Below are 12,867 nucleotides of genomic sequence, written 5' to 3'. Positions count from 1 at the left end.
TTACTTGAATTGTTGACTGAAGCGGACATCACCTTGGTAGAAGCCGCGAATGTCATTGATACCATAACGAAGCATGGCGATACGTTCTTGACCTAGACCAAAGGCAAAACCTGAAAACTCTTCTGAGTCAACACCAGACATTTCCAAGACCTGCGGGTGAACCATACCAGCTCCGAGAATTTCAATCCAGCCAGTTTTCTTGCAGACGTTACAGCCAGCACCACCACATTTGAAACATGACACGTCAACCTCTACTGATGGCTCTGTAAATGGGAAGTAAGATGGACGAAGACGGATTTTGCGGTCTTCACCGAACATTTTCTTGATAATCATCTCAAGCGTCCCTTTAAGGTCTCCCATTGAAATGTTTTTCCCGACAACAAGCCCTTCAATTTGGTGGAATTGGTGCGAGTGAGTGGCATCATCTGTATCACGACGGAACACACGCCCTGGTGAGACCATCTTAAGAGGACCTTTGCTGAAATCATGTTGGTCAAGCGTACGAGCTTGGACAGGACTGGTGTGCGTACGAAGTAAGATTTCTTCTGTGATGTAGAAAGTGTCCTGCATGTCACGAGCTGGGTGATCTTTTGGAAGATTCATGCGCTCAAAGTTATAGTAGTCTTTTTCAACCTCAAAACCATCAACGATTTGGAAGCCCATTCCTAGGAAAATGTCTTCGATTTCTTCAGATGTTTGTGTCAAGACATGACGGTGACCAACGGCAACCTGACGTCCTGGAAGGGTAACATCCAAACTCTCTGCATCAAGTTGGGCTTGGATTTTAGCCTCTTCGACCAATTTGGCTGTCTCTTCAAAGGCTTGCGTCAAAACGTCACGCACTTCGTTAACCATTTTACCAATTTTTGGACGTTCCTCGTTCGAGAGATCTTTCAATCCTTTCAAAAGATCCGTCAAAGAGCCTTTTTTACCAAGAACTGAGACACGCAAGTCTTGGAGTTCCTTGGCATGCTCTCCAGTCATTTCTTTCAACTTAGCCTGGGTTGAGATTCTCAACTCTTCTAATTGTGCTTGTAAATCCATAAATTAAGCTACAAAGCCCTATACAGTATCAAGCTGACCTCACCTTAATACTAGCTCGGGCCTGTTTGGTCATGATATAACCAAACATTCCTTTCTATTTAGTCTCTTAAACTCTCGTTATGTTGAACAGTTGGGTAAAACAAAATACCACATACCAACACTTCCTAATCGGAGCGTTGACACGCGGTACCATCCGTTTTTATTTGCAAAAGCAAACCTTAATTCCCTAGCCTACACAAGAGTGAATTCACCAATTTTTCCTTGAGGGGACTTCCAGTCACGGCCCCCACTCCCTGTCAATTGCCAAAAGGTTACTAGTCTCTCAAGCTCTATTCAATTACTGACTATTTTACCAAAAAATAGCAGAGCTTTCAACGAAAATAAAAGAAAAACTGCCCAAAGACAGTTTTCAAGGGTTTTATTAAGGTTTGATGCGGTGCAACATACGTGGGAATGGAATAGCTTCACGGATGTGTTTTGTACCAGCAACGAAAGTTACCATACGTTCCAAACCAAGACCAAATCCACAGTGTGGTACTGAACCATATTTACGAAGATCAAGATAGAAGTCGTAATCGGCTGGGTTAAGGCCTTCTTCGTCGATACGAGCCATCAACTTATCGTAATCGGTCTCACGCTCAGAACCACCGATGATTTCTCCATAACCTTCTGGCGCCAAAAGGTCAGCACAAAGCACACGCTCTGGGTTGCCTGGAACTGGTTTCATGTAGAAGGCTTTAAAGCTTGCTGGATAGTTGCAAACAAACGTTGGTACGCCAAAGTAGTTTGAAATCCATGTTTCGTGTGGAGAACCAAAGTCATCACCATGTTCTAAGTGTTCGTAATCTGCGTCTTCATCTGACTCATGATCTTGAAGAAGCGAAATCGCATCATCGTATGATACACGTTTAAATGGTTCAGCAACGTAGCGTTTAAGAGCATCCACATCACGCTCAAGGGTCTCAAGAGCTTGTGGTGCACGATCAAGAACACCTTGGATAAGGGCTTTAACGTAAGCCTCTTGAAGGTCAAGTGACTCATCGTGCGTCAGGAATGGGTACTCCGCATCCATCATCCAAAACTCAGTCAAGTGACGGCGTGTTTTTGATTTTTCCGCACGGAATACTGGACCAAAGTCATAGACACGACCAAGCGCCATGGCACCCGCTTCAAGATAAAGCTGACCAGACTGGCTAAGGAAAGCTGGGTTACCGAAATAATCTGTTTCAAATAGTTCTGTTGAATCTTCAGCAGCATTACTTGACAAGATTGGGCTATCAAACTTGATAAATCCATTTTTATCAAAGAATTCTGTTGATGCCATCAAGATAGCATTACGGATTTGCATGATAGCAACCTGACGACGTGAACGCAACCAAAGGTGGCGATTATCCATCAAGAAGTCTGTTCCATGCTCTTTTGGTGTGATTGGGTAGTCTTTTGATTCACCAATCACTTCAATATCAGTAATATCAAGCTCGTAACCAAACTTAGAACGTTCGTCAGCCTTAACAATACCTGTCACATAAACAGATGTTTCTTGGCTAAGACGTTTGATGGTATCAAATTTTTCAAGACCTGCTTCTTCACCATATTTCTCGATAAAGTTTGGTTTGAAGGCAACTCCTTGGAAAAAGGCAGAGCCATCACGAAGTTGAACAAAGGCAATTTTACCTTTGCCAGATTTATTGGCAACCCAAGCACCAATTGTGACTTCTTGGTCAACATATTGACTAACTTGGCTAATGGTTACTAATTTTCTAGACATAATTTCTCTTTTCTTAGGTTATTTAGTTTGTCTGAACAAATCCTTCCAAAGACTGCTCAGCTTATTTTTCCATAAAGACATGAAGTCTGCGAACGGCTTCTTTAAGTGTGTCCAAATCAGTCGCATAGCTGAGACGAACATTTTCAGGAGCTCCAAATCCTGCCCCTGTAACAAGGGCAACGCCTACTTCTTCTAAAATGGCTGTGGTGAAGGCTGTCACATCTGTATAGCCTTTCATCTCCATGGCCTTAGTGACATTTGGGAAGAGATAAAAAGCTCCCTGTGGTTTAACGACTTCAAAGCCTGGCACATCGTTAAGAAGAGGGTAGATGGTATTGAGACGCTCTTCAAAGGCTTGACGCATGGTTTCGACGGCATCTTGTGGACCAGTAAAGGCTTCAATGGCAGCATACTGAGCTACTGTCGTTAGGTTAGAAGTTGTTTGACCGATGATTTTGCTCATGGCACCGATGATTTCTGGGTCTCCTACAGCAAATCCCACACGCCAACCAGTCATTGAGTAGGCTTTAGCAACACCATTGACCACAATTGTCTGCTGGCGAATGGCCTCAGATAAGCTTGAAATTGGAGTGAAAGTCGCACCATTATAAACCAGACGACCGTAGATATCATCCGCCAAAATCAAGATGTCATGCTCAACAGCCCAATTGCCAATAGCTTCCAACTCCTCATGCCCATAGACCATACCTGTTGGATTTGATGGTGAGTTAAGTAAGACAACTTTAGTCTTATCTGTACGTGCTGCTTCTAATTGCTGAGCTGTCACTTTGAAGTGATTTTCTTCCGTCGCCTTAACAAAGACTGGAACGCCTTCATTCATCTTGATTTGGTCAGCGTAAGATACCCAGTAAGGTGTCGGAATGATTACCTCATCACCAGGATTAATAACTGCCGCAAAGAAAGCATAGAGGATAAACTTAGCACCTGTCGCTGCCACTACTTGGTTAGGCGCAACAGAGTAGCCATAAAAATTCTCCATATAAGTGTTGACAGCAGCCTTGAGCTCAGGCAAACCTGAAGCTACAGTGTAGAAACTAGCACTACCATCCACAATCGAGCGGGTCGCTGCTTCTTGAATATTTTTAGGAGTTACAAAATCTGGCTCTCCCAAAGTCAAACTTAAAATGTCACGCCCTTGCGCTTTTAACGCCTTAGCACGAGCACCAGCAGCCAAAGTCACTGATTCTTCCATTTCTAAAACACGATTAGATAATTTTGTCATAAGTCCTCCTCATCGCTATCATCAACAACTCACCTATGTTTTCCTGTATCCTAGCTCACTAAGTCTCCTGTTTGAAAGTTAATTGTATAGTAGGTTGTTCCAGACTTAACTTGCCAAACAGGTGTCTCTCCTTGAATTCCGAAGGTTACACGGTCAACAGATTTGGCTCCCTGACGCTTTGCAATAGACTTAGCTTTCGATTCACTAATACCATCGCTAAGCTTATAAACGTAAACATGCGAGTTATCAGATCCAACAGAGACAACCATCTCACGTCCCTTTTTATCAGTTCCAAAGAGAGAATAGTAAGTATCGTCTCCTGTAAACAGTTGAAACTTTCCAAGTTCGTCCATATCTGAGTACCGCTTAGCCACTTGAATGGCTTCTTGCCTTGCTTGAATTCGTGGAAGACTAGCAATATAGGTTACAGTTAGTGTAGAAATCAACAGAACCAAAAGGACCAAACCCGTTCCAACTAAGACTTGCATTTTTGTACTGAGATAAAATCGTTTCATGATACCATCCTTCTACACATTGATTATTCTATTATATCAGAAAATGGGAAACTTCTGACATGATTTCTTCAAATTTTTGGACAGAAATCTGTTCGTCTTGCCCCAAGGCCTCACGAATCAAATGACTGTAAGAACGATTGACAGCTCTGCTATCTAATAAAAGAACTGCTGACTCTTGCTTATCTCTACGGCTACTACGTCCCATCGCTTGCTTCAAGCGTAATAACATGACAGGCAGGCTATAGTCGTAAAAGGGTGATTTTTGTTCATTAACTAAGGTTTGGTTGATTTTTTGAACAAAATAGTCGCTCGGATTATCAAACGGAAGACGACAAATGACCAAAATCATTTGGTCATGGTCGATAAAGTCAACCCCTTCCCAAAATGAGCCCGTTCCAAGAAGAAGATTGACTTCTCCTCTATCAAAGCGTTTTTTGATATTCGTCGCTTTACCATTTTTATCTTGCGTAAGGTGTGCAACTTCTAGTTGATCAAGCTGATCTGATATTGAAAGCATTGATTGTTTTGATGTAAAAAGAACCAAGGTAGGCTTTTCAAAACTAGCTAAAACTGTTAATCGCTGTACCAAGGACTCTTCATAAGCTGATTGATCGGATTTATCCGGTGATGGCATCGATGCATCAATCCAAAGCTTTTGATCTTTTGATTGAGTAGCTGGCAGACTTGTCATCACATACTCTTCATACCCCAACAGACTGGCTAAACTAACGGTCGGACTGATCTCCAAGGTTGCAGAAACAAACAAGGTTCGACAAGTTTCAGGAAGCAAAGTTGATAGTCGCATCAACTGCGGTTGCGCCGCCTGCAACACGGTCTGACGTTTATCCAAGGAGATTGCTGACTCAATCCAATACTGATCAAAGCGAGATTGACAGATCTTACTGAGATCTTCGTAAAAATAACCTTCTTGATAAAGCGCTGCGACATTTTCACTTAAATCAGCTATCAACTCAGGGCTAACCTCTGCTTGGTGTTGGTGATGGAAACGCTGAGCTAAATAGCTCAATTGAAATTGAATAGTCTCCAGCAAGCGGGTCACCAAAAGGTCTTTAGATTGCTTGAGTTGCTCTTCTATCCAGAGAACTGCTTGGTTTAGATTAAGTTGACTACGTGAAAAGGTTTCTAATGCAGGGAAAATCTTCTGTGCCTCATCGACAACCAAGACCCTATTCGTTAAAAAAGTAGGATCATCCTCTACTCTTGTCAAAAGGTAGGCATGATTGGTAATCAAGAGACGGCTAAATTTGGCTTTCCGATAAGTCTTCTCCCAAAAATCACAATCCTTAAAGGGCGACTTATCATCAAGTTCACCGTCATGACGAATATAGTCAAAAAAGGATTCAAACCGTTGTTGCTGCTTGATTTCATCAAGATCCCCAGTATCAGTCTCGAGGAGCCATACCAAAATTTGCATTTTATAGCGATTGATTAGGCGGTTTTGATCTACTTGGTCCAAAAGTTTTTGAAAGGCATCCAATTTAATATAATTGGCAGGCCCTTTCAAGCTATGACAAGACGTTTGAAACACCTCTGCTATCGCAGCTGCCTCTTTGGCCATAATCTGATCCTGTAAGAGTTTCGTCGGTACGGAGACGACTAACTGCGAAGTATCTGGTTGCGATAATAAACTCAATAAGTAGGCATAGGTCTTACCCAAGCCTGCTTGAGCTTGAATAAAGTGTGGCTTTAAGCCAACTTCTTGGGAGACAGATTGGGCAAAACTTGCTTGTTGAGGACGAGGCTCTAAGCCAAGTAAAGCCATATTGGTCTCAAAACTAATCGAAAAGTGCCTTTCTTCTCTTTCTGGCTGATCCTGCTTTAGGAGAATATCACCAACCTCTAGATAATCATGTGGGGTTTCTGTCTCAGCCAAAGCTTGATCAATGACCATCCGCGTCTCAAAGAGAAGGCTGTCAGCAAAACGAGACAGAACCCGTAGGGTTTGATGAGGCAAAGCCTTTATTTTTTCTTGTAATTTCAAAAATAGCTGAGCTGTAGCATAAGCGTCGCTAATAGCCGTATGCGCTTCTTCTAGCTCTAACGATAAGTGCTCTGCTAATTGCCCTAAGTTATATTTTTCAAAACCAGGATAAAAAATCTGGCTCAACTCGACGGTATCAATCCTCGGGGTCCTCAACTCGAACCCTTCCATAAAGAGCTCCTCTGCCAGCAGATTGGCATCAAATTTGACATTGTGGGCAACAAAAATACAATCTTCAATCAACTGATAGATATCTTTAGCAACTTGTGAAAATTCAGGTGCCTTTGCGAGCTGCTGATCTGTAATCCCAGTCAAGGATACAATGTGGTCGCTGAGCGTTTGATGGGGGTTAATATCTGTTTGATATGTTTTTACAATGCGATCGTTTTCAATAATCACAATTCCAACTTGAATAATTCGTGCTGTTGCAGAAGCCCCCGTCGCTTCTAAGTCAACAACAGCGTATTTTCTAGAAACCTTGTCCGTCATAATAGTCCAATTATACCATGTTAGCTCCAATCGCTACAAGTAAAAAGAAGAAGCTGGGATAAAGTCCCAACTTCTTCTTGATTTTATCACGTGATAGACAAGGCAACCACAAGTACATGAAAAGGATTGTTCTTATAGGCTTATTGAATGCTTGGTGTTAGTCTTCATTGCCTTCATCTTTTTTGCGCTTGCGAGCAAAGAGGCTTGCAAAGAGCAATCCAGCTCCAAGGTAACCTGCTAGTCGTGACTCTTCCTCACCTGTTCTTGGAAGCTTAGAAGAATGTTTCGCATTTGGTGTTGCTGATGTTGACAAATGATGACTTGAATCACTTGTTATCTCAGAGACTGACTCACTTAACGATTCTGAAACGGACTCGCTCATCGATTCTGATAACGACTCGCTCAGTGATTCGGATATCGATTCACTTGTTGACTCGGAAACCGATTCGCTTAGCGATTCTGACACGGATTCGCTTAACGACTCGGAAATGGACTCACTTAACGATTCTGAGACGGATTCGCTTAACGATTCGGAAATTGACTCACTTAACGATTCTGAAACCGATTCGCTGGTTGACTCGCTAGTTGATTCAGAAATTGATTCACTCAAGGACTCGGACACTGATTCGCTCAACGATTCCGAAATTGACTCACTCAAGGACTCGGAGACGGACTCGCTCAAGGATTCTGATACCGATTCACTTGTGGACTCGGAAACGGACTCACTTATTGATTCGGAGACGGATTCACTCAACGATTCTGAAACCGATTCGCTGGTTGACTCGCTAGTTGATTCAGAAATTGATTCACTCAAGGACTCAGATACTGATTCGCTTTGTGACTCGGACAAGGATTCACTTGTTGACTCGGAAACGGACTCACTCAACGATTCTGAGACGGATTCGCTTAGGGATTCAGACACTGATTCGCTCAAGGACTCAGATACTGATTCACTTAGCGATTCGGAAACGGACTCACTCAAGGATTCTGAAACCGATTCACTTAACGATTCTGAAACGGACTCGCTCAATGACTCTGACACTGACTCACTTAAGGACTCGGAAACGGATTCGCTCAACGATTCTGAGACGGACTCGCTCAATGACTCTGACACTGACTCACTTAACGATTCTGAAACCGATTCGCTGGTTGACTCGCTAGTTGATTCAGAAATTGATTCACTCAAGGACTCAGATACTGATTCACTTGTGGACTCGGAGACGGATTCACTTAATGACTCGGAGATGGATTCACTCAGCGATTCTGAAACGGACTCACTTGTGGACTCGGAGACGGATTCGCTGGTTGACTCTGAGACTGACTCACTTATTGATTCTGAAACCGATTCACTTGTCGACTCGGAGACGGACTCGCTTAGCGATTCTGAAACCGATTCGCTTAGAGACTCAGATACTGATTCACTTAGCGATTCTGACACTGATTCGCTCAACGATTCTGAAACGGACTCGCTCAACGATTCTGAGACGGACTCGCTCAACGATTCTGAGACGGACTCGCTTAACGATTCTGAGATGGATTCACTTGTCGACTCGGAAATGGACTCACTTAGCGATTCTGAGATTGACTCACTTAAGGATTCTGAAACCGATTCACTTAGCGATTCTGAGATGGATTCACTTGTTGACTCGGAAACCGATTCACTTAAGGATTCGGAAATGGATTCGCTGAGGGATTCAGATACTGATTCGCTTAATGATTCTGAAACTGATTCACTTGTGGACTCTGAGACCGATTCGCTCAGAGATTCTGAGACGGAGTCACTCAATGATTCTGAAACCGACTCACTCAAGGACTCTGACACGGAGTCACTGATTGATTCTGAAACTGACTCGCTCAACGATTCGGAGACGGAGTCGCTTAATGACTCTGACACTGACTCACTCAATGACTCAGATACGGATTCGCTGGTTGACTCTGAAATTGACTCACTCAAGGACTCGGAGACCGATTCACTCAATGATTCTGAAACTGATTCACTGATCGATTCAGACACCAATTCGCTTAACGATTCTGAAATTGACTCACTCAATGATTCGGAAACAGATTCGCTTAACGACTCGGAAACCGATTCACTTGTAGACTCAGATACTGACTCGCTTAGGGATTCTGAGACGGATTCACTTGTTGATTCAGACACCGATTCGCTTAACGATTCCGATACTGATTCGCTTAAGGATTCGGAGACGGATTCACTCATCGATTCTGAAATTGACTCGCTAGTTGATCCAGAAATGGATTCGCTTAAGGATTCGGAGACGGATTCACTCATCGATTCTGAAATTGACTCGCTCAAGGATTCGGAAACAGATTCGCTTTGTGACTCTGACAAGGATTCGCTCAATGATTCTGAGATTGATTCACTTGTTGATTCGGAAACGGATTCACTTTGTGACTCGGACACTGACTCACTTAATGATTCTGAAACTGACTCGCTCATTGATTCTGAAAGTGACTCGCTCAAGGATTCTGAAACTGATTCACTCAATGACTCGGAGACGGACTCACTTAGCGATTCAGATACTGATTCGCTCAATGACTCGGAAACTGATTCACTCAAGGATTCTGAAACTGACTCGCTTAGCGATTCTGAAACGGATTCACTTGTCGACTCAGAAATTGACTCGCTTAACGATTCTGAGACGGACTCGCTTAACGACTCTGAAATTGACTCGCTTAATGACTCGGATATCGATTCACTTAGGGATTCGGAAACGGACTCGCTTAACGACTCGGAAACCGATTCACTCAGCGATTCTGAAACGGATTCACTTAACGATTCCGATACTGATTCGCTAAGGGATTCTGAGATTGATTCACTTGTTGACTCGGACACTGATTCGCTTGTTGATTCAGAAATTGATTCACTTGTTGACTCAGAAACTGATTCGCTTTGTGACTCGGATACTGACTCACTCAATGATTCGGAAACGGATTCGCTTTGTGACTCTGATAAGGATTCACTCAAGGACTCAGATACTGATTCACTTGTGGACTCGGACACTGATTCACTCAGCGATTCTGAAATGGACTCACTTGTGGACTCGGAGACGGATTCGCTGGTTGACTCTGAGACTGACTCACTTATTGATTCTGAAACCGATTCACTTGTCGACTCGGAGACGGACTCGCTTAGCGATTCTGAAACCGATTCGCTTAGAGACTCAGATACTGATTCACTTAGCGATTCTGACACTGATTCGCTCAACGATTCTGAAACTGACTCGCTCAATGACTCTGAAATTGATTCACTTGTCGACTCAGAAACAGATTCGCTTTGTGACTCTGACAAGGATTCGCTCAATGATTCTGAGATTGATTCACTTGTTGATTCGGAAACGGATTCGCTTTGTGACTCTGAGACTGACTCACTGAGGGATTCAGAAATTGATTCACTTGTTGACTCAGACACGGATTCACTCAATGATTCTGACACGGACTCACTTAGTGACTCTGACAAGGATTCACTTAGCGATTCTGACACGGAGTCACTGATTGATTCAGATACTGATTCACTTAGCGATTCGGAAACGGACTCACTCAAGGATTCGGAAACCGATTCACTTAACGATTCTGAAACTGATTCGCTAGTTGATTCAGAAATTGATTCACTTGTCGACTCAGAAACAGATTCGCTTTGTGACTCTGACAAGGATTCACTCAATGATTCAGAAACTGATTCGCTTGTTGACTCGGATACTGACTCGCTCAACGATTCAGAAATTGACTCACTCAATGACTCAGATACTGATTCGCTTTGTGACTCGGACAAGGATTCACTTAAGGATTCGGAAACTGACTCGCTCAATGATTCTGATACCGATTCACTCAATGACTCGGAAACGGACTCACTTATTGATTCGGAGACGGACTCGCTCAAGGACTCGGACACTGATTCGCTTTGTGACTCTGATAAGGATTCACTCAATGACTCGGAAACGGATTCGCTTAGCGATTCTGAGACGGATGCACTTAACGACTCGGAAATTGACTCACTCAATGATTCGGAAGCTGATTCACTTAGGGACTCGGAGACGGACTCACTCAATGATTCTGAGATTGATTCACTTGTTGACTCGGAAACGGACTCGCTCAACGATTCGGAAATTGACTCACTCAATGACTCGGAAATGGATTCATTTGTTGATTCAGACACCGATTCACTTAACGATTCCGATACTGATTCGCTTAGGGATTCTGAGATTGATTCACTTGTTGACTCGGAAATGGATTCACTTAGCGATTCTGAGACGGACTCACTTGTGGATTCTGAGACGGATTCGCTTAGAGACTCGGAAACTGATTCGCTCAATGATTCGGAAACGGACTCGCTCAACGATTCTGAAACGGACTCACTCAAGGACTCGGAAATGGATTCGCTTAGCGATTCTGAGATTGATTCACTTGTCGACTCGGATACTGACTCGCTTAAGGATTCTAAAACAGATTCACTTAGCGATTCTGAGACGGATTCGCTGGTTGACTCGGAAACCGACTCGCTTAAGGATTCTGAAATGGACTCACTTAGCGATTCTGAGACGGACTCGCTGAGGGATTCAGAGACGGATTCGCTTGTGGACTCGGAGACCGATTCACTAATTGACTCGGAAATGGATTCGCTTAGCGATTCTGAGATTGATTCACTTAAGGATTCGGAAACCGACTCGCTCAACGATTCTGAGACGGATTCACTCAATGACTCAGACACTGACTCGCTGAGGGATTCAGAGACGGATTCGCTTAAGGATTCGGAAACCGATTCACTTAGCGATTCTGAGATCGATTCACTTGTTGACTCAGAAACTGATTCACTTAGCGATTCTGAGACGGACTCACTCAAGGATTCTGAGATTGACTCGCTCAATGACTCAGAAATTGATTCACTTAGGGATTCGGAAACCGACTCGATCAAGGACTCGGAAATGGACTCGCTGAGGGATTCGGAAATGGACTCACTCATCGATTCTGAGACGGACTCACTTAAGGATTCGGAAACCGATTCACTCAAGGATTCTAAAACGGACTCGCTCATCGATTCTGAGACGGACTCACTTGTGGATTCAGATACTGATTCACTGGTTGACTCGGAAACTGATTCACTTAGAGATTCTAAGACGGATTCACTTAAGGATTCGGAAATGGACTCACTTAGCGATTCTGATACTGATTCGCTCAGGGACTCGGAAATGGACTCACTCATCGATTCTGAAACTGACTCGCTCAAGGACTCGGAAACAGAGTCGCTCAACGATTCTGAGATGGACTCACTGGTTGATTCTGAAACCGATTCACTTAACGATTCGAAAATGGACTCACTCAACGATTCTGATACTGATTCGCTTGTGGACTCAGAAATTGACTCACTTAAGGATTCTGACACTGACTCGCTCAAGGATTCAGACACCGATTCACTTGTTGACTCAGAAATGGACTCACTTAACGATTCTGAAACGGACTCGCTCAGTGATTCTGATACTGATTCGCTTAGCGATTCTGAGACTGACTCACTGAGGGATTCTGAGACTGATTCACTTGTGGATTCTGAAACGGACTCGCTGGTCGATTCAGAAATTGACTCACTTAGGGATTCGGAAACTGATTCGCTTAATGATTCTGACACTGATTCGCTTAACGATTCTGAGACGGACTCACTTAACGACTCGGAAACCGATTCGCTTAGCGATTCTGAGATTGATTCACTTAGGGACTCCGAGACGGACTCACTTAACGACTCGGAAACAGACTCGCTCAGTGATTCGGATATCGATTCACTTAGGGACTCCGAGAC

General features: G+C 43.4%; 7 protein-coding genes and 1 pseudogene. 1 reads left to right on the top strand and 7 read right to left on the bottom strand.

Annotation, left to right across the window (positions count from 1 at the left end):
* The 6 genes from pheS to JOC31_RS09965 form a co-directional block, all read right to left on the bottom strand.
* The gene (gene pheS / locus JOC31_RS06275; protein WP_205017309.1) at nucleotides 1-1,044 is read right to left on the bottom strand and encodes a phenylalanine--tRNA ligase subunit alpha; all 1,044 of its coding nucleotides are present in this window, start codon (nucleotides 1,042-1,044) and stop codon (nucleotides 1-3) included.
* Between the two features lie 421 nt (nucleotides 1,045-1,465).
* On the bottom strand, nucleotides 1,466-2,812 hold the full coding sequence (asnS, locus tag JOC31_RS06270) for an asparagine--tRNA ligase (protein ID WP_205017308.1): 1,347 nt from the start codon (nucleotides 2,810-2,812) through the stop codon (nucleotides 1,466-1,468).
* 61 nt (nucleotides 2,813-2,873) lie between these two features.
* Nucleotides 2,874-4,055, bottom strand: a complete 1,182-nt coding sequence (locus tag JOC31_RS06265; protein ID WP_205017307.1) for a pyridoxal phosphate-dependent aminotransferase — start codon at nucleotides 4,053-4,055, stop codon at nucleotides 2,874-2,876.
* 50 nt (nucleotides 4,056-4,105) lie between these two features.
* On the bottom strand, nucleotides 4,106-4,570 hold the full coding sequence (locus JOC31_RS06260; protein WP_205017306.1) for a cell wall elongation regulator TseB-like domain-containing protein: 465 nt from the start codon (nucleotides 4,568-4,570) through the stop codon (nucleotides 4,106-4,108).
* Nucleotides 4,571-4,601: 31 nt separating this feature from the next.
* Complete coding sequence (locus JOC31_RS06255; RefSeq protein ID WP_205017305.1) at nucleotides 4,602-7,061, bottom strand: bifunctional DnaQ family exonuclease/ATP-dependent helicase; 2,460 nt, start codon at nucleotides 7,059-7,061, stop codon at nucleotides 4,602-4,604.
* A 157-nt stretch (nucleotides 7,062-7,218) separates the two neighbouring features.
* The gene (locus JOC31_RS09965; RefSeq protein WP_275586110.1) at nucleotides 7,219-7,374 is read right to left on the bottom strand and encodes an LPXTG cell wall anchor domain-containing protein; all 156 of its coding nucleotides are present in this window, start codon (nucleotides 7,372-7,374) and stop codon (nucleotides 7,219-7,221) included.
* Here JOC31_RS09965 and JOC31_RS09960 point away from each other — a divergent pair.
* A complete protein-coding gene (locus JOC31_RS09960) occupies nucleotides 7,365-7,646 on the top strand; it encodes a hypothetical protein (RefSeq protein ID WP_275586109.1) in 282 nt (93 codons plus the stop codon). The genes JOC31_RS09965 and JOC31_RS09960 overlap by 10 nt on opposite strands.
* A 793-nt stretch (nucleotides 7,647-8,439) precedes the next feature.
* Here the strand turns inward: JOC31_RS09960 and JOC31_RS09955 are convergent.
* A pseudogene (locus tag JOC31_RS09955) lies at nucleotides 8,440-9,279 on the bottom strand (DUF445 family protein); the annotation flags it as partial.
* Nucleotides 9,280-12,867 lie beyond the last annotated feature (3,588 nt).

It is taken from the genome of Streptococcus saliviloxodontae, from assembly GCF_016908655.1.
Taxonomy (GTDB): domain Bacteria; phylum Bacillota; class Bacilli; order Lactobacillales; family Streptococcaceae; genus Streptococcus; species Streptococcus saliviloxodontae.
Note: the sequence above shows the minus strand (reverse complement) of the source record. Positions and strands in the feature narration are given on the sequence as shown.

Coding starts and splice junctions, on each gene's coding strand:
- pheS (WP_205017309.1), bottom strand. CDS start 1,044: ATGGATTTACAAGCACAATTAGAAGAGTTGAGAATCTCAACCCAGGCT.
- asnS (WP_205017308.1), bottom strand. CDS start 2,812: ATGTCTAGAAAATTAGTAACCATTAGCCAAGTTAGTCAATATGTTGAC.
- JOC31_RS06265 (WP_205017307.1), bottom strand. CDS start 4,055: ATGACAAAATTATCTAATCGTGTTTTAGAAATGGAAGAATCAGTGACT.
- JOC31_RS06260 (WP_205017306.1), bottom strand. CDS start 4,570: ATGAAACGATTTTATCTCAGTACAAAAATGCAAGTCTTAGTTGGAACG.
- JOC31_RS06255 (WP_205017305.1), bottom strand. CDS start 7,061: ATGACGGACAAGGTTTCTAGAAAATACGCTGTTGTTGACTTAGAAGCG.
- JOC31_RS09960 (WP_275586109.1), top strand. CDS start 7,365: ATGTTGACAAATGATGACTTGAATCACTTGTTATCTCAGAGACTGACT.